This is a genomic window from Flavobacterium terrisoli (genome assembly GCF_030167905.1).
Lineage (GTDB): Bacteria > Bacteroidota > Bacteroidia > Flavobacteriales > Flavobacteriaceae > Flavobacterium > Flavobacterium terrisoli.
Genome location: NZ_JARGNA010000004.1, coordinates 127,747 through 146,710 on the forward strand (window position 1 = coordinate 127,747; position 18,964 = coordinate 146,710).

Annotated in this window: 16 protein-coding genes; 7 read left to right on the top strand and 9 right to left on the bottom strand. The window is 38.3% G+C overall.

The features are described 5' to 3' along the window. Positions 1-14 precede the first annotated feature (14 nt). Positions 15-2,471, bottom strand: a complete 2,457-nt coding sequence (locus tag P1K33_RS06370; protein ID WP_284652077.1) for a TonB-dependent receptor — start codon at positions 2,469-2,471, stop codon at positions 15-17. Positions 2,472-2,562: 91 nt separating this feature from the next. Continuing rightward, positions 2,563-2,904, bottom strand: coding sequence for an arsenate reductase (glutaredoxin) (gene arsC, locus P1K33_RS06375; protein WP_284652078.1), 342 nt, complete (start codon positions 2,902-2,904; stop codon positions 2,563-2,565). Between the two features lie 72 nt (positions 2,905-2,976). Between arsC and P1K33_RS06380 the strand changes: the two genes are divergently transcribed. Together P1K33_RS06380 and P1K33_RS06385 are read left to right on the top strand one after the other, a co-directional pair. Next, positions 2,977-3,936, top strand: a complete 960-nt coding sequence (locus tag P1K33_RS06380) for a CPBP family intramembrane glutamic endopeptidase (protein ID WP_284652079.1) — start codon at positions 2,977-2,979, stop codon at positions 3,934-3,936. Further along, complete coding sequence (locus P1K33_RS06385) at positions 3,929-4,969, top strand: AMP-binding protein (protein ID WP_284652081.1); 1,041 nt, start codon at positions 3,929-3,931, stop codon at positions 4,967-4,969. Before P1K33_RS06380 ends, P1K33_RS06385 begins: the two co-directional genes overlap by 8 nt. A 65-nt stretch (positions 4,970-5,034) precedes the next feature. Here P1K33_RS06385 and P1K33_RS06390 read toward each other — a convergent pair whose 3' ends face one another. From P1K33_RS06390 to P1K33_RS06410, 5 genes are all read right to left on the bottom strand, one after another. Then, positions 5,035-5,460, bottom strand: a complete 426-nt coding sequence (locus P1K33_RS06390; protein ID WP_284652082.1) for a DoxX family protein — start codon at positions 5,458-5,460, stop codon at positions 5,035-5,037. Between the two features lie 81 nt (positions 5,461-5,541). Next, a complete protein-coding gene (locus tag P1K33_RS06395; RefSeq protein ID WP_284652083.1) occupies positions 5,542-7,158 on the bottom strand; it encodes a M1 family metallopeptidase in 1,617 nt (538 codons plus the stop codon). A 49-nt stretch (positions 7,159-7,207) separates the two neighbouring features. Beyond that, positions 7,208-8,854 carry an RluA family pseudouridine synthase gene (locus tag P1K33_RS06400; protein WP_284652084.1) on the bottom strand — a complete coding sequence of 549 codons (1,647 nt, stop codon included), beginning with the start codon at positions 8,852-8,854 and terminating at the stop codon, positions 7,208-7,210. A gap of 40 nt (positions 8,855-8,894) precedes the next feature. Further along, a complete protein-coding gene (locus P1K33_RS06405; protein WP_284652085.1) occupies positions 8,895-9,326 on the bottom strand; it encodes a hypothetical protein in 432 nt (143 codons plus the stop codon). Positions 9,327-9,336: 10 nt separating this feature from the next. Continuing rightward, complete coding sequence (locus P1K33_RS06410) at positions 9,337-10,965, bottom strand: acyl-CoA carboxylase subunit beta (protein WP_284652086.1); 1,629 nt, start codon at positions 10,963-10,965, stop codon at positions 9,337-9,339. Between the two features lie 191 nt (positions 10,966-11,156). Between P1K33_RS06410 and P1K33_RS06415 the strand changes: the two genes are divergently transcribed. The 4 genes from P1K33_RS06415 (at position 11,157) to P1K33_RS06430 (ending at position 15,361) form a co-directional block, all read left to right on the top strand. After that, entirely contained in the window at positions 11,157-11,801 is a 645-nt protein-coding gene (locus tag P1K33_RS06415) for a DUF47 domain-containing protein (protein ID WP_284652087.1), read from the top strand. 25 nt (positions 11,802-11,826) lie between these two features. Then, complete coding sequence (locus P1K33_RS06420; RefSeq protein WP_284652088.1) at positions 11,827-13,158, top strand: inorganic phosphate transporter; 1,332 nt, start codon at positions 11,827-11,829, stop codon at positions 13,156-13,158. Positions 13,159-13,285: 127 nt separating this feature from the next. Continuing rightward, complete coding sequence (locus P1K33_RS06425) at positions 13,286-14,509, top strand: porin (protein ID WP_284652089.1); 1,224 nt, start codon at positions 13,286-13,288, stop codon at positions 14,507-14,509. Positions 14,510-14,578: 69 nt separating this feature from the next. Then, the gene (locus P1K33_RS06430) at positions 14,579-15,361 is read left to right on the top strand and encodes a dienelactone hydrolase family protein (protein WP_284652090.1); all 783 of its coding nucleotides are present in this window, start codon (positions 14,579-14,581) and stop codon (positions 15,359-15,361) included. Between the two features lie 187 nt (positions 15,362-15,548). Here P1K33_RS06430 and lpxD read toward each other — a convergent pair whose 3' ends face one another. Together lpxD and prfB are read right to left on the bottom strand one after the other, a co-directional pair. Then, positions 15,549-16,547, bottom strand: a complete 999-nt coding sequence (gene lpxD, locus P1K33_RS06435; protein WP_284652091.1) for a UDP-3-O-(3-hydroxymyristoyl)glucosamine N-acyltransferase — start codon at positions 16,545-16,547, stop codon at positions 15,549-15,551. 80 nt (positions 16,548-16,627) lie between these two features. Next, positions 16,628-17,726 (bottom strand): peptide chain release factor 2 gene (prfB, locus tag P1K33_RS06440; RefSeq protein WP_284652092.1). Its coding sequence is split into 2 segments (ribosomal slippage): positions 16,628-17,662 and positions 17,664-17,726, totalling 1,098 coding nucleotides; the frame shifts between segments, so codons are not numbered across the junction. Between the two features lie 200 nt (positions 17,727-17,926). Here prfB and P1K33_RS06445 point away from each other — a divergent pair. Beyond that, positions 17,927-18,952, top strand: coding sequence for a threonine aldolase family protein (locus P1K33_RS06445; protein WP_284652093.1), 1,026 nt, complete (start codon positions 17,927-17,929; stop codon positions 18,950-18,952). The last annotated feature ends 12 nt before the right edge of the window (positions 18,953-18,964 follow it).

Genomic DNA, 18,964 nt, shown 5'->3' on the forward strand with positions numbered 1-18,964 from the left:
GCTTTTTTAATTTATTATCCTGGGAAATCTCCACCGTCATCTTGTTGACCGTTACGTGGTTTTCTTTCTTTTTCGTTTTTCTGTACGTTGAAACGATAGGTAAACGAGAAGTTAACTTGTCTCACTCTCCATTGCATTTCGCCATAAGAATCGACTTGACCCGGAAGGTATGTTTCAGAAATTCTTTTTCTGGAATTGAATACATCGCTCACGTTTAGCGCTATTGTTCCTTTGTCTTTTAGAATATCTTTGCTGAAGGCCAGGTTCATTCCGAAGTTTCCTAAGCTTTTTCCTTGTGCTTGTTTTTGCTCACCATTATAAGTAGCGTTGGTTTGCCAATCTATTTTATAAGGCAACGATATTTTTGAACTGATTCTGGTAAACCAAGAGTTGGCACTAAAGTCAAAATTTTGTGTAACCGGATTGTTATTTGAATCGGTATAAGTGTAATCACCATCGGTTTCATTGTAATAGAAGTTGAAATTACCGTTTATTTTCCACCATTTGTAAGGCGAATAGTTTAGGGTAAATTCAAATCCAACCCTGTATTCTGTTGATAAATTGATTGGTGAACTGATGATTACCGGAATGCCGTTTTGAAATTCGCCGTTTGGTCTTCTAACAAATTGAAACACATCGGTGGTTTTGTTTCCGTAAAGCGAAGTATTGAATGTTAGTTTGTCCCAACGTTTGATATAACCCAAATCGATGGCGTCGGTAAAGGCCGGATTTAAATCGGGATTTCCCTGAAAGATGTTTACGTTACTCGATAAATTGTTGAATGGATTCAATTGTCTTCCTCTTGGTCTTTGAATTCTTCGGCTATAGCTGATAGAAGCACTGGTTTGGTCACCAATTTCATAAGTAAAAAAGGCACTCGGGAAAAAGTTATTGTATTTTTTATTGTTGAAATCAGCGGTTGCCAATTGGTTTACGTCAATATTGGAATCTTCCCAACGCACACCAAAAAGGAAAGAGAACTTGCTCAATTTGAAACCATAATTGGTATATAATGCATTTACTTTTTCTTTGTACTCCAGCGTATTGGTAAATTCGGGCGCAGGAACACCGTCGTTGATTACGCTGTAATCAGTAACGTTTTTAAGAAAATCACCTTTATAACCCATTTCAAACTGGCTTCCTTTTCCGATTGGGTAAACGTAATCTGCCTGAATTAAATTTCTGTTTTGCTTTTGGATATTGGTCGTTTCATCTAAACCAACAGTAGCTGAATTGGTTGCTTCATCCGTAATCAAAGCGAAATTTTTATCTGAATTGTCAGAGAACGAGCCGTCTATGGTTAGCTTGTGACCTTCTTTTTTGAAGTTTTTGGTGAAATTGGTTGAATATTCAATGTTCTTGCTTTTGCTGTCTTCATAGTTAATACGATTACGGGTGTAATCATAAACATAGTTTTGGTCATAATATTTTTGCAATACATTGTCGGTATTATCGCCAAGACTTCTTCTGTAATTTACGGTCTGTGTCCAGGTCAATGATTTGGTCAAAAACCAGTCTATACCAAAGTTTCCATTGTATGATTCATTCAAACGTTCGTTTTCACGGGTTTCGTTCATATAATTTCTGGTGCTGTTATCAGCGTTTAAATATCTTGAATTGGTCAATGCATTACCGGGACTGTTTCTGTTGCTGTAGCCTTGCGTAGTGAAGAGGTTAAATTCCTTTTCTTTATAATTGATGGTTCCGCTCAAACTGTTGTTTTTTGGATCTCCAACCGCACCAATAAAAGTTCCATTGATTCCTCTGTTTTTTCCTTTTTTGAGGATGATATTTAATAAACCGCCACCGCCTTCAGCATCATAACGCGCTGATGGATTGGTGATTACTTCCACTTTGTCGATAGCATCTGCCGGAATCAAGCGCAAAGCTTCAGTGATATTAATCGCATTGGATGGTCTTCCATCAATTAAGATTCTCACGTTCTCATTACCACGAAGGCTCACATTTCCTTCCACATCCACAGAAACCGAAGGAATATTGTCTAATACATCGCTGACCGTTCCGCCTTTTACCATTAAATCCTGTCCAACATTATAGACTTTTTTATCAAGCTTAATTTCAACGGTTGTTTTTTCGGCTCTTACGACTACTTCATTCAGTTGTGTGGCGTCTTCTTCCAAAGCGATAGTTCCAAGATTGGTACTCTCAGTCAATTGTTTGGCCTTAATTTCTGTAGGTTTAAAAGAAATAAATTCGATGATGATATCAAATTCACCAGTACTTGCATCAACAGTGAAGTTTCCTTTATTGTCTGTGATTCCGCCAAAAATCTGTTTTGGGTTCTTGGTGTTTTTTAAAGTAATCGTCGCATATTCAAGCGGCATCTTACTCGTTTTCTCAATAACATTACCTGTAATAATGATTTTGGCGCGTTCCGGTCTTTGTTGGGCAAATGTTATAATTGAGCAACAAAGCAAAAGTAACGTTGAGATAATCTTGATTTTTTTCATGTATAAGGTTTTAATCCATGCCTAAGAATGCAAAAGTACGCTTTGGTTTAAGCGTGATTTCACAAATCTTTGTTAAAAATGTGTGGGTTATTTAAATGAATTTGCCCAATTTTTCAAGGTCTCTGCCAATGACAGCTTGGTTTCCTTTTATAACTATCGGGCGTTCAATGAGAATGGGATATTTTACCAACGCGTTGATGATTTGAACATTAGACATTTTTTTCTCTTTGAAAAGCTCTATCCAAACCGTTTCTTTTTGACGCACCAATGCTATGGGTTTGATTCCCAGTTTCTGAATTAAATCTTTTAATTCTTCTTTTGATAATGGATCCTGAATGTAATTCCTGATTTCAAATTGGGCTTTAGAATCATCAAGAAAAGCCAGGCAATCTCTCGATTTTCCGCATCTTGGATTGTGGAGTATCTGCAACATATTTTTTTTGCAAAGTAATAGATATTAATAGAAAAAACTTAATTTAGGCGAAACAAAAAAATTGCAAAACACATGTTTATAGAAAACGGTTTTTTACCTCAAAATAAATTTTGGAAATATATTGTAGGCTCATTAATCATTATTGTTGCTTCAACCATCGGGCAAATTCCTTTAGCCATTGCAGTTGCGGCTAAGGCGATGTCTTCGGGGAAAAGCTATCCGACAACCGATGAAGAAGTAATGAGTTTTTTGGAACCTAACACGACTTTGTTTCTCTTGCTGATATCATTTGTTTTTGCCTTTGTTGCCATTATTTTGGTGGTCAAGCATTTTCACAAGCAAACCTTTTTATCGGTAACGACTTCAAGATCCAAAGTAGATTGGGGACGAATCTTTTTTGCCTTTGCTGTATGGGGAATTTTTACCGCAGGTTCAACTTTGGCGTTGTATTATTCGGCTCCTGAAAATTTCGTCTGGAATTTTAAACCTATTCCTTTTTTGATATTGGCTGTTATCGGAGTGCTTCTGATACCAATACAAACCAGTACCGAGGAATATGTTTTCCGCGGTTACCTGATGCAGGGCTTTGGTGTTTTGGCGAAAAACAGGTGGTTTCCGTTGGTCATGACTTCGCTGATTTTCGGGACAATGCACATCGCTAATCCTGAGGTGCAAAAAATGGGATATATCATTTTGGTTTATTATATCGGAACCGGTTTTTTTCTTGGAATCATCACTTTGATGGATGAAGGAATGGAATTGGCGCTTGGTTTCCATGCGGCTAATAATTTAATTGCAGCTTTATTGGTTACTTCCGATTGGACTGCATTTAAGACACATTCAATATTAAAAGATGTTTCAACACCGTCAGTTGGGTATGAAATTTTGACACCGGTAGTTGTTATTTTTCCATTACTATTATTTATCTTTAGTAAAAAATACAAATGGACCAACTGGAAAGAGAAACTTACCGGTGATATTGTAATTGAAAGCGAAGAAAAACCATTGCTAAACAGCGAAAATCATGAATAGCCCAACCTACGAAAATGTGCACAATCAATTTAAATTGAATGGTTTCCATCTCGATAAGTATGATTTATGCCGTGTGGCTTATAGTTTTATCAAAGAAGGCGAAGATTTTGAAAAGCCGGTGGGAGATTTTCTTTTGGATTGGTTTGACAGCAAAGATTATATCGAAATGCAGACTTCGGGCACGACCGGTACGCCAAAACTGATTAGCGTAAGCAAACAGGCCATGGTTGAATCGGCATTAGCTACCGGAGATTTTTTCGAATTGCAGCCCGGAAATGTTGCCTTGCATTGTTTGCCGGTAAAATATGTCGCGGGTAAGATGATGTTGGTTCGTGCGATGATTCTGGGGCTCGATTTGGAATTTGTAGCGCCGAGTTCGCATCCGTTGCGCAATAATGAGATTGACTATGATTTTGTGGCGATGGTTCCGTTACAGGCTCAAAATTCAATTCCTGAATTAAAGAAAGTAAAGAAAATGATTGTTGGTGGCGCAGCCATTAACAAAACACTGGAAAAGCAATTGTTGAAATTACCGGCTCAAGTCTTTGAAACGTATGGTATGACTGAAACAATCACACATATTGCTGCCAGAAAACTAGGTGAAAAAGCCTTTACTGTTTTGCCAGGTGTTACGATATCTTATGACGACAGAAACTGTTTGGTAATTCATGCGCCAAGAATCTCGGATGATGTCATCATAACCAATGATATAGTGGAATTGGTCAACGAGAATCAGTTTGTTTTCCTTGGCAGAATGGACAACGTCATCAATAGTGGCGGAATCAAGTTAATTCCGGAACAAATAGAGGAGAAGTTGGCACACAAGATTCACCAACGATTCTTTATCGCTTCAAAACCCGATACGGAATTAGGGGAAAAAGTGGTTTTGTTGGTTGAAGGTGACAAAGAGGATTTAGGAGATGATCTTTACGATGATCTGGATAAATATGAAAAACCCAAAGAAGTTATTTTCATTTCCAAGTTCAAGGAAACTGGCAGTGGAAAAGTAATGAGGAAAGAAACCTTAAAATAAATCAAAAACGCACTAGAGTAAAACCTTAGTGCGTTTTTTTCTGTTGTTATGGGAATTACAACATTTTATTTTTGCATTTTGAAATAATAATCAGCCGAATGTTTACCGCTTCCGTAAATGGTGTAAAAAATGCTAAGTGCCAAAGTTACGGTTGCTATCAGTAGATTCATCACATTCATATCTCCAAAGAAATTGATTAGAACGGCACCAAGTAGAATAGGCAGTTGCGCAATCAATGCCCAACGGGTCAATAAACCAAAAATAATCATGATACCGCCCATAATATGAGCTGAAGCGATGTAATGAAATACAAACATACCGCCGAGAAAATTACTGACAGGAGCGATTAAATCTTCAAATTCTCTGCTGTTACTAACGAAATATCCGCCTTTGTAAATTAGAAATACGCCCAAAAGAACTCTGAAAGTGTCAAACCATTTCGTCGAATGAGCGTTAGCCCATTTGTTCAAACCTTTTACTGAAGTATCCATAAATAGTGAGTTTAAAAGTTTAGTCTAATTTACTATTTATTAATGAGATACGGAATAGTTGAACGTTTTTTTTTGAACGGTCTACGGTGTTAAAATGTAGAATTTATTGGACAATACCTTAACTTGATTGATTTCCTTGACTTTTTGGTTTGTGTTAATCCAATCTTTTTTAGGGTAAATTCTGATAGTTTTGCTGTCTGAGACAATGTCAACCGGCATGTTGAAATCGGCATCAACATTGGACCAACGCGCCTGTAGTTCTCCATTTTCAACCTTTAAATCAAGCTTTGGAATCGTAGTTTTTCTCAAATACTGATTGAAAATCGGCGTCAGATTCATCCCGCTTTCTTTGTTGAAAAAAGCAATCACCGTTTCGGTGTCAATGATTTTATGCCTGAAGGTATTGGAGTAATCCAAAATCAATTTCCACCATTTAGCATCATCATTGATGACATGTCTCAAAGTATTGAGTAGCAAAGCACCTTTTGGATACATATCGCCAGAGCCTTCATTGTTCACGCCATAATGCCCGATAATTGGCCTGTCATTTTCCACATTAAAACGCAATCCGTTAGTGTATTGCATAGCCTTGTCATAGCCTAATGTACATTCAACATACACAATTTCTGTATATTGGGTAAAACCTTCATGCACCCACATATCTGCAATATCTTTGGTTGTAATGCTGTTTCCAAACCATTCATGGCCACTTTCATGTATGGTTATATAATCAAAAGTCAGTCCTATTCCGGTTCCTGATAAATCCATTCCAAGATAACCTTTTAAATATTTATTTCCATAAGCTACAGCGCTTTGGTGTTCCATACCTAAATAAGAAGTTTCAACTAATTTATAGCCATCTTCCTTGAATGGATATTCGCCAAACTTACTTTGATAACAATCCATCATCGGTTTTACTTCGGCAAAATGAGTGCGTGCCTTTTCTTCATTTTCACGCAATACATAATAATCCAAATCCAGTCCTTTGTAATTTTCATGCAAATGGGCATAATCGGCAATATTTACCGTGATGTCATAAGTATTGATTGGATTTTTAACTTCCCAATCCCAGCGCGTATAGCCATTTTTTAAATCTTCCGAACCCATAAACCTTCCATTGGAAACATTCATCAATCCATTAGGAACAGCCACTTTGATACTCGCGCCTCTGTCAGGCTCATCGCTTTGCGAATCTTTTACCGGATACCACAAACTTGCTCCGGTACCTTGAACAGCTACACCAATCCAGTCCTTGCCGTTTGAATCTTTATCGAAAACAAATCCGCCATCCCAAGGTGCACGACGGGCAACAATTGGTTTACCGGAATAATAGAATTTTATCGATTGTTCAGGCATTTCCTTGAATAATGGTGTAGCAAAATTGATAAAGACCGCATTGAATTCGCGGGTATAATTTACCTTTTTCTTGTTGTAAACAATACTATCGACTTTCATGTTTTCGAATAAATCCAATTGGATTGTCGTTGCATTTTCAACGACTTTGAAAGTGATTTCATTGTAACCTACAATTGATTTTGCTTTTGTATCAATCTTGATATTCAAATCATAACGCATCACGTCATAACAGGTGCGTTCCGGACGCAATCCGCCTTGAAGCGAATCTTTACGGGTAAAATTTTGAGCCAATAAACTTTGAAAACTCAGCAATAAGAAGGAATAGCAAATCAATTTTTTCATAATGGAAGTATTTCACAATGAGTCTCAAAACTCAAAATTTGTTACGAGATTAAAAATCAGCACCTACAGTTATTGTCAGCATCTCTTTTGAAATGGGATGACTAAAAGTAATGCTTTCGGCATGCAAATGCAAACGATTGACCTTTGTGCCGTATAAATCATCACCAACAATTGGCGTATTCAAACCCAAATTATGTGCCGCGTGTACACGAAGCTGATGCGTTCTTCCGGTAATCGGGTAGAAGTAGACCAAAGTTTTATTGTCTCTGCGCTCAATGACTTCCCATACTGTTCTGGCTGGTTTTCCATGATCATAGCAGACGATTTGACTCGGACGATTGTCTAAGTCAACACGCAAAGGCAAATCTATGGTTCCGTTATCTTCCTTTATTAAGCCATCAAGCAAAGCAACATAACGCTTTTTGACTTTTCGTTTGATAAATTGTGATTGCAGGTTTTTATGGATTTCACTCGATTTGGCAATCAAAATCAAACCCGAAGTTGACATGTCCAAACGATGCACTACTAACGGTCCGGTGGCATTGGGATAAAGCGCTCTGACTCTGGTAAAAACAGAATCGGTCACTTGTTTTCCGGGAACGGAAAGAAATTCAGCCGGTTTATTGACCAAGGCGAGATTGTCATCTTCAAAGACAATTTCAAGCGTCTTGCCTTCCGCAGGGTTAATTTGAAACGGATTGTCTTCTATTGGAATATCCTTGAGCATGTGCAACAATATCGGTTCGCATTTTCCGGTACAAGCCGGATAAAACTGGCCGTGTTTTCTAACTTCAGACTTTGGTGATTGTCCCCACCAAAATTCCGCCATGGCAATGGGTTTCAAATGGTGTTGAAATGCATAATGCAATAGCTTTGGTGCCGCACATTCTCCTGCGCCGGCTGGTGGATTGCCGTTAAAAATTTCGCCTAAACTTTTTAATTCCTTATACTGATTCAGGAAAGCGTATTCCGCAAATAACTGTTGTTGCAGTGCTGCCGACTTTTGTCGGCGTTCGTCTTTGAGTTGGTTGATTTTGGTCGCAAATGTTTCAAATTGTTCCAAAGCCGCCTGAATATGATGGCTCCAGTATTGTGTCATTTTTTTGAGCAAAATACCTTCTTCCTGACTTTCTTTGTTGAGTTGGTCCAATGCTGATACAGGAAGCGATTTTCTCTTTTCAGCTCTCAGTTTTTTACCGAGTTTGATCTTTTCTTTCTGCTCCCGGATTTCTTTCTCAGCCTGCTGTTTGGTTTTTTCCAAATGTTGAATTGAAGTCAGGTAATCAGCGTCATTTTCAAGCTTTTCAATTTTGCGGTTGTATTGATTGAGGAGTATTTCTTCTTTTTTGAAAAAACTGTTTTCCTCGAGCATGTCGAAAACCGTTGGTACAAATAACGGATGATGATTGCGTTCGGCCAGTTTGCCAGAAAATGCCCAGAGATAGCCCAATTCGCTATCAGCATTTTGCACCACTAAAACACCAAACATTTTTCCTATCACCAAGCCCTCCTGTTCCGTATCTAAGCCAAAATTATGTTCGAAATCGGTTTGGATTTTGAGATAATTTTGCAGTTCATTTGCTGCAATGACGCTCAGTTCATGTGGTTCATAATAAAAAGGAAAGGTAAATTTTTCGGGTAGCGAAATACCTGAGATGTTTTGTTTGAAAGCGATAAAATGGGTTTTGGATTTCATCGTTGCAAAGCTAAAAAAGGAAATCTTATTAAATTATGTTTTATTCCTTCAACAAAAATTTCAAATTGGCAATCGTAGAAATTTCAGATTTGTAAAACTGAAGCGCCGTTGGCACCAACTTATCAGATTTGTCACGAGGTGATTTCTTAATCACTCTGGCGGTTGTACCGTTGAAATTTAAAGGATAATCTTTATCCAAATCATTTGGTTCAGAGCTGAATTTGATGATTTTATTTTCTACTTTCCAGATTCCTTTGCTGTTTTTGTGAGTATCATGATTACCGCGAATATCTACCACTCGCTGAAAACTTGTAAAAATAAAGGTGCCATCTGGATTTAATTGCATTTTGTAGTCAAGAATATTGCCATCTTTTCCTTCTATTAAAAAGACATAAGTTCCCGAGTAATCTTCGGTCTGTGCCGTAAGACTAAAATTTAGAGTTACCAAAAGAAAAAGCAATAGTTGTTTCATAAAATTAGTTTTATACCTGAATCACACCCAAATTAAATTTCTTTTCAATCGGCGCGTGATTGGCAGCTTCAATTCCCATCGAAATCCAGGTACGCGTTTCTAACGGATCTATGATTGCGTCAGTCCATAATCTGGCCGCAGCATAATAAGGGGAAACTTGAGCGTCGTAACGCGCTTTGATTTTATCGAATAGTTCTTGTTCTGTTTTTTCATCAACCTTTTCGCCTTTGGCTTTTAAGGACGAAGCTTCAATTTGGGCCAATACTTTAGCGGCTTGTGTTCCGCCCATCACAGCAAGTTCCGCACTTGGCCAGGCAAAGATTAACCTCGGGTCATAGGCTTTGCCACACATGGCGTAGTTTCCGGCACCGTATGAATTTCCAACAATCACCGTGAATTTGGGTACCACAGAATTGGAAACGGCATTCACCATTTTAGCACCGTCTTTGATGATGCCACCGTGTTCACTTTTGGAACCAACCATAAATCCGGTTACGTCTTGCACGAAAACTAACGGAATTTTCTTTTGGTTACAATTGGCAATGAAACGGGTAGCTTTATCGGCAGAATCAGAATAGATTACACCGCCAAATTGGATTTCGCCTTTTTTGGTTTTGGAAACCGTACGCTGGTTGGCAACAATTCCGACGGCCCAACCGTCAATTCGTGCATAACAGGTAATCACAGATTTCCCGTAATCAGGTTTGTACATGTCCATTTCGGAGTTGTCCACCAAACGCTTGATGATTTCCATCATATCGTATTGATCGGTGCGCAATTTGGGTAAAATGCCATAGATTTCTTTTTCGTCCAACACCGGTTTTGTTGCTTTTTCACGGTTGAAACCTGCTTTCTCATAATCGCCAATTTTACCAACGATACTTTTAATTCGGTCCAAAGCGTCTTTATCGTCTTTGGCTTTATAATCGGTTACACCTGAGATTTCGCAGTGCGTTGTTGCACCGCCAAGCGTTTCGTTGTCTATGTTTTCACCAATGGCAGCCTTCACCAGATAACTTCCGGCGAGGAAAATACTTCCTGTTTTATCAACTATCATCGCTTCATCACTCATAATCGGAAGATAGGCACCACCGGCAACACAACTTCCCATTACGGCGGCAATTTGGGTAATTCCCATACTACTCATGATAGCGTTGTTTCTGAAGATGCGGCCAAAGTGTTCTTTATCGGGGAAAATTTCGTCCTGCATCGGTAAATACACACCGGCAGAATCAACCAAATAGATAATCGGTAAACGATTTTCCATTGCTATTTCCTGTGCGCGTAGGTTCTTTTTAGCAGTAATCGGAAACCAGGCACCGGCTTTTACGGTCGCATCATTCGCCACAACAATACATTGTTTGCCTTTGATGTAACCCATTTTCACCACAACGCCGCCGGAAGGGCAACCGCCGTGTTCGGCATACATTCCATCACCAACAAATGCTCCGATTTCAATGTTATTTGCTTTGGCATCCAATAAATAATCGATGCGTTCACGAGCGGTCATTTTGCCTTCGGAATGTAATTTTTCGATGCGTTTTTCTCCACCGCCAACTCTGACTTTGGCAAAGCGCTGCTTTAAATCGGTGAGTAAAAGTTTGTTGTGATCTTCGTTTTTATTGAAGTTGATGTCCATGTTATGTTGCGTGTGATTGTATTTGTTTTATTTGGACGCTAAGCTACGAAAACGTTTTCAATAAGAGAAATCAGCGTTATATTTGCTTGATTTTTTATGTTAACAAATTGTAAACTTCTGCTCCAATACTAATTCGATATTTAATATTCACTTAACATTAGAGTGATACATTTGCAGCAAATTTTAACACTATGTCTATAAACAGTATTTTCCAGTTTTTAGTTCCAAAAGATAAAAAATTCTTTCCTCTTTTTGAACAAGCGTCATCAAATTTAGTTTTATTAGCTGAAACACTTCACGAAGCCGTAAATGCACCTAAATCAGAGCGTGAAGATTATTTCAGAAAAATTGAAGAATTAGAAGCGACAATCGAAGAGATTACCCATAAAACACACTTGGAATTAAGCAGAAACTTTATCACGCCTTTTGACCGTGAGGACATTCACTCATTGATCAAAGCAATTGATAACGTAGCCGATTATATGCACGGTGCAGCAAGTAGAATGCGTTTGTATCAGGTAGAGAAAATTACCAAGTCTATCCGTAAATTAACAGAAATCAATTTAGAAGCTTGTCAATTGATTAATGTTGGTATCAAGGAATTGAAAGACATGAAAGACCACAAAGCGATTAAAGATACTTGTAAAAAAATCAACAAATTGGAAAGCAAAGCGGATTCGGTTTTTGATAAAGCAGTAGCTGATATCTTTGAGAACGAGACTGATGTTAAAAACATTATTAAATACAAAGAAGTGCTTTCAGCTTTGGAATCAGCTTCTGATAAATGTAAAAGTGTTTCCAATGTGATGGAACAAATTTCAGTAAAACATTCATAAATAGTTTTAATCAAAATCGACTTTTATGGATTTTACTTTATTATTAATTATCATTTTTCTTGCCTTAGTTTTTGATTACATCAATGGTTTTCACGATGCAGCCAATTCTATTGCAACGATTGTAGCGACCAAGGTTTTGACACCTTTTCAAGCCGTACTTTGGGCAGCGCTTTTCAACTTCTTGGCCTATTGGGTTTTCGGATTTGGAGTAGCCGATACAGTGGCCAAAACAGCCCATACCAGTAGTATCGATTTGACGGTGATTTTGGCCGGAGTCATTGCAGCGATTATTTGGAACTTAATCACTTGGTGGAAAGGAATTCCATCCTCATCATCCCATACTTTAATTGGTGGATTTGCCGGAGCAGCGATTGCGCATGGTTTCCGTGATGTAACTGATCCTGAACATGCCGGGTTTAAAATTGTAAACTGGTTAAAAGAGGCTAAAGAAGGTGAATTATTGCCCTCCGGTGTAGTTATCGTAATCTTGTTTATTGTATTTGCACCACTATTGGGAATGTTAATTTCTTATTTTATTTCCCTATGGTTGATGTATTCTTCTAAGAAAAACGTTTGGCCAAAAGTATTGACAGTCGTTTTAATGGTCTTGGCTATTTGGTTTTTTGCCAGTGTTATGACACCTTTTGAAGATATCAAGAAACCAAGATTTGAAAGTCATTTTTGGAGTTTTATGACAGAACCGGCAAATATAAAATGGTTTTTAGTAGCGATTATCTTCTTTTCTTTAGCCGTATTTAATTTATTGTTCAGTAGTTTTTCTACCGCTAAAGCCGAAAAAGTATTGAAGAAAATGCAGTTGTTGTCTTCAGCAGCCTTTAGTTTGGGTCATGGTGGAAACGATTCGCAAAAGGTAATGGGTATTATTGCGGCAGCTGTTGCAGTTTATATCAAATCAAATCCGAATATTGACATGTCTGCCGGTTGGCTTGATTTAAATGTAGTTTTACCTTCAGAAAAAGATGGTGTGAAAATCGACGGTGTAATGCCGGGTTGGATTCCGTTGACCTGTTATACTGTAATCGCTTTAGGAACTTTGAGTGGTGGATGGAAAATCGTAAAAACGATGGGTTCCAAAATCACTAAAGTAACTGCTTTTGAAGGCGTTGTTGCTGAATCTGCAGGTGCCTTAACTTTATTCTCCACAGAACATTTCAAAATTCCGGTTTCCACGACACATACCATTACAGGTTCAATCATTGGAGTTGGCGTAACCAAAAGGGTTTCAGCTGTTCGCTGGGGTGTAACCGTAAAACTATTGTGGGCTTGGATTTTGACTATTCCGGTTTCAGCCGTTTTAGCTGCTTTAGTTTATTATTTGCTAAAACTATTTTTATAAACTTTTTATATACTGAAAAGCCGACTGTAATGTTGGCTTTTTTTATAACTAAACCTTATTTGTTATTAAATCATTTTGATAACATCAAATAATTGTAAAAATCAATACAACTACATACAAACCTAACATGAAAAAATTATTAGTAATCATTGCTTTATTGCTTGGAATATCATTACAGGCGCAAATTTCCATTGAACAAACCAAACACGACAACGACATTAAATTGTCGACTTTGCCTTACTACAGTTATGGTAAAGGAATCGGAATGACTTCTCCGGATAGTTTGTTCCAATTGAACATTCGTTTCAGAATGCAGAACCGTGTCACTTATATAGAAAATGATGGTGAAAATGGTGCTTATGACGGACAGGTTCGCCGTTTGCGTTTGCGTTTGGATGGTTATGTTGGTAGCCCAAAATTCCTTTACGCCTTGCAATTGTCTTTTGCTCCGGGCGATGTTGGTGAAGTAAAAGAAGGGGAAAATATCAATATCATCCGTGATGCGGTTGTTTTTTACCGTCCGAATAAAAATTGGAACATCAGCTTTGGTCAAACCAAATTACCGGGAAACCGTCAACGCGTGAATTCTTCCGGAGGTTTGCAATTAACCGACAGAACCATTAACAACGCTAAGTTTACTATCGACAGGGATTTTGGTTTCCAGGTTCACAACTTAAACGAGTTCAAAGACAAATTCTCGTATAATTTCAAAACCGCACTTTCCGGCGGAGAAGGAAGAAACCAAACCGGTAAAGCTGATGATGGAATTGCCGTGACCGGTAAAGTGGAATTGTTCCCTTTTGGTGCTTTTGCCAAAGACGGAACTTATTTTGAAGGCGATATCATGCGCGAAAAGAAACCAAAGTTAATGTTGTCCGGTGCTTTCCAGCAAAACAATCACGCTCAACGTACACAAGGTCAATTAGGGAATGATTTATTCGAAAGAAGAACCATGAAATCGGTTTTGTTGGATGCCATGTTCAAATACAATGGCTGGGCCGCGATGATGAGTTATATGTCGAGAACCACGAATGATAATGCAATAACAATCAATCCTGATGATATCACAGAAAGCAATTATGCGTTTGTCGGTAACGGATTTGACTATCAGGCAAGTTATTTAACCAAATCCAATTACGAATTCATTGCCCGATATTCAATCCAGAATGTTGGCGAAGACATTGAGGATTTGACTCCAAACACAAGAGAGTATTCTATTGGAATTACCAAATACATTTGGGAACACGCTTTTAAATTGCAAGGCGAACTAAATTTTGATACGCTGAAATATTTTGACGGTACTACCAAAAACAATTGGTACCTACGTTTTCAGGTTGAAATCGGAATCTAATTTATCGCTTACTTAACAGCTTCTTATTGCTTTATTCTTTACTTTTATATGAATTTTAAATCAGTCAAGATGAAAAGTAAAATCGCTTTCCTGTTCGTTTATATGTTATTTATTGCAAATAGCTTGGCACAATCAAAAGCATTAGAAAAAAAAGATGTTGAATACAAAGATGGAAGCCAAGTACTTAAGGGAGTTTCTATAAAACCTGCAAAATTACTCGAAGGCAAGCCAGGTATTTTAATTCTTCCAGCCTGGATGGGTATCCAAAAGCATGAGAATGAAGTTGCTGATCTTTTAGCATCAATGGGCTATTGTACTTTTATTGCAGATATCTATGGTGTTGACCAACGTCCAACGAATACAAAAGAAGCCGGAGCAAAAGCCGGATATTACAAAAAGAACATCACCGAATACCAAAAAAGAATCCAATTGGCTTTAGACGAATTGGTAAAAATGGGTGCAAATCCTGATAAAATAGTAGTTATTGGCTATTGTTTTGGCGGAACCGGAGCAATCGAAGCGGCGAGAGCCAATTTTAAAGTGCAAGGTGTGGTTTCTTTTCACGGTGGTTTAGGAAAAGATGCTACGAGAGCAAACGCAAAAATTAATCCTAAAGTTTTGGTATTACACGGCGCTGATGATCCATTTGTTTCTAAGGAAGAAGTTGATGCTTTTCAAAACGAAATGAGAAGTTCGGGTGCCGATTGGCAAATGGTTTTTTATGCCAATGCCGTTCATGCCTTTACCCATAAAGATGCGGGAAGCGATAATTCTAAAGGAGCTGCTTATAATGAAAAAGCGGATAAACGTTCCTGGGCAGCGATGCTGACTTTTCTAAAGGAAGTATTATAAAATACAAAAGTCGATCTGGAGCGATCGACTAGTGCGGTGAGGTGTAACTTCCTTTCGGAATCCTCGTTGCAAATATAGAACTTAATTATGAGTTATGAATTATGAGTTATGAGTTATTTTCAAAAAAAAATAAACTTCATTCTTCAAGGCTATATTTCCTATTATAATTGCAATTTATAACTCATAACTATTTATTACAATCTCTTACCATTCTTTTTAAAATGGCCCATTGTTTTAGTGCGTCACGGGCATCAATAGCAGGATAACCTAAAACCGTTTTTCCGGCTTCAATGTCACCGGCAACTCCGGAACCTGCGCCAACAATAGCACCATCGCCAATGGTAGTATGGTCTTTAATCGAAGCACTACCGCCAATGATTACGCCATTGCCTAAAGTTACCGAACCGGCCAAACCTGAATTTCCTGCCATAATGCAGAATTTTCCGAGTTTGGAATTGTGTCCGATTTGAACTAAGTTGTCAATTTTGCAGCCGTCACCCAATACAGTAGAACTGAATTTACCCCGATCAACACATGAATTGGCTCCAATTTCAACACCATTTCCGATAATCACATTACCAATTTGTGGAATTTTAACCAAGCCTCTTTCCGGACAAGGCCTGAATCCAAAACCATCAGCACCAATGGTACAATTAGGATGCAGAATACAATGGCTTCCAATATGACAGCGTTCGCGAATAACCGTTCCCGACCAGATAATGGTATTCTTTCCGATTGTACATTCGTCTAAAATAGTCACATTCGGATAAATCGTAGTGTTTTCGCCAATGATAACATTTGGACCGATATAACTACCGGCTCCAATTTTAACACCATTTCCGATAGAAACAGAATCATCAATCACAGCAGTCGGATGAATGTCTACCAGAAATACCGGTGCAGCAGGAGCAAACATGTTCAGCACTTGCGTCATCGCCAAATCGGCATTTTTTACTTTGATAAAGACACAATTTTCACCGGGTTCAATACTGATATCCTGGTTGACCACTGCTGCGCAAGCTTTGGAACTCTCCCAGAATTTTTCGTATTTTTTATTTCCAATAAAGGATATTTCTGTTTCGGTGGCTGTATCCAGTTGTTCCGGAGCCGTTATTTTGTGGGAAGTAGTTCCAATGATTTCTCCCTGTAATACTTCATTTATTTCCTGAATTGAGAAAGAAATCATAGCAGATTTGGTTTAGTTATTGTTCTCAAATAACCGAAAACGGATTTGAATATCCTAATTAAACCAAAACAGAATGCTGTTTACTCTTCTTCTTTTTGTCCCATCATCATCAAATAGGCTTTCAAAAATTCATCCAGATTACCGTTCATCACGCCTTCCACATCGCTGGTTTCATAGCCGGAACGCACGTCTTTCACCAATTTATATGGATGCATAACATAGTTTCGGATTTGTGAACCCCATTCGATTTTCATTTTTCCGGCTTCAATATCGCTGCGTTGTGCCTGTTGTTTTTTTAGCTCTATTTCATACAATTGAGACTTCAACATCTGCATCGCGCGCTGGCGGTTGTCTTGTTGCGAACGTGTTTCCGAACATTGAATCTGTATTCCAGTCGGTTTATGGAACAGTTGAACTTTGGTTTCCACCTTATTGACATTCTGTCCACCGGCACCGCTAGAACGGGATGTGATAATCTCGATATCGGCAGGATTGATCTCAATTTCAATCGTATCATCAACCAAAGGATAAACATAAACCGAAGCAAATGATGTATGGCGTTTAGCATTGCTGTCAAAAGGCGAAATCCTCACCAAACGATGCACGCCGTTTTCCCCTTTCAGATAACCAAAAGCATAATCACCTTCAATTTCCAAAGTCACAGTTTTAATTCCGGCTACATCGCCTTCCTGAAAATTCAGTTCTTTTACCTTGTAACCTTGATTTTCGGCCCACATCAGGTACATACGCATCAGCATCGAAGCCCAGTCACAGCTTTCCGTTCCACCGGCGCCAGCGGTAATTTGAAGCACCGCACTCAAACTATCTCCTTCATCAGAAAGCATGTTTTTGAATTCCAAACCTTCAATATGAGTATTGGTTAGTTCATATTGATGATCCAGTTCTTCTTCGGTAGCGTCGCCGTCTTTGAAAAATTCGTATACAATCTGAAGTTCTTCCGCCATGGCGTTACCTTTTTCAAAATCTTCCACCCATTTTTTCTTTGAGCGCAAGTTTTTTACAATGATTTCGGCTTCCTTGGCGTTGTTCCAAAAGTCGGGAGCAAAGGTTTTTTCCTCTTCGTTGGTAATTTCTATAAGCTTGGCATCAATGTCAAAGATACCTCCTCAACGCACCAAGGCGTTCTACAATACCTTTAATTTGTTCGGTATTTGTCATAAATAATGTAGTTTTGTGTTTTATTATTTGGAGCTAATCCCGCTATCCGTTTCAATCTTTTTAATTTATACCTTGATATTTGCCGAAAGCTTTGCTTTCTCCTCTTAATATCAAATGCTCAGTATGACAATTAAAAAGGATTTTCACTACTATCGGGGCTAACACAACAATTCAACAAAAGTAAGCTTTACAATCAAAATATGGAAATTAATTTAATCAGCGATACCGTAACCAAACCATCTCCCGAAATGTTGAAAGCCATGTTCAACGCCAAAGTAGGCGATGATGTGTTTAAACAGGATCCAACTGTGAATGCTTTTGAAAAAATGGTTGCTGATTTATTCGGAAAGGAAGCAGCGCTGTTTTTTCCTTCGGGAACGATGGCCAATCAAACGGCCATTAAATTGAATACCAATCCCGGAGACCAAATTATTTGTGATAAATGGTCGCATATTCATTTGTATGAAGCCGGTGGCGCTTCTGCAAATAGCGGTGTCAATTTTAATTTATTGGATGGGAATCGTGGTATGATTACGGCTGAACAAGTCAAAGCCGGAATTAACGATCCTGAGTTTTACCATGCGCCATTATCCAAAATGGTTGGTATTGAAAACACGACCAACAAAGGTGGCGGTGCTTGCTATGATTTGGAAGAATTGAAAAAAATCAAACAGGTTTGTACCGATAATAATTTAAAATATCATTTAGACGGCGCGCGTTTGTGGAATGCGATTGTCGAAAAAAAGCAGCATCCGAAGCAATTTGGGGAATTGTTTGATACGATTTCCGTTTGTTTTTCAAAAGGATTGGGTGCGCCAATCGGTTCGGTTTTGATTTCAGATGCAGAGACGATGCATAAAGCTTTGCGTATCCGAAAGATATTTGGCGGTAACTTGCGCCAGTCTGGTTATTTGGCGGCAGCCGGCATTTATGCTTTGCAAAACAATATCAACCGATTAGCCGATGACCACCGAAGAGCCAAAGAACTGGGGCAAGCTTTACAGCAATTGTCCTGGGTTGAAAAAGTAGAACCTGCTGAAACCAACATCCTTATTTTTGAAGTCAACAAAGCATTAAACGAAAAAGCGGTTATCGAAAAACTGAAATCCAAAGGCATCCTAATCAGTTCTATGGGACAAGGCAAACTCCGTATGGTTACCCATTTGGATTACAAACAAGTATTGCACGAATATGTTTTGGAAGCCTTAGGAAAGATTGAATTCTAAGCTCAAATGTTA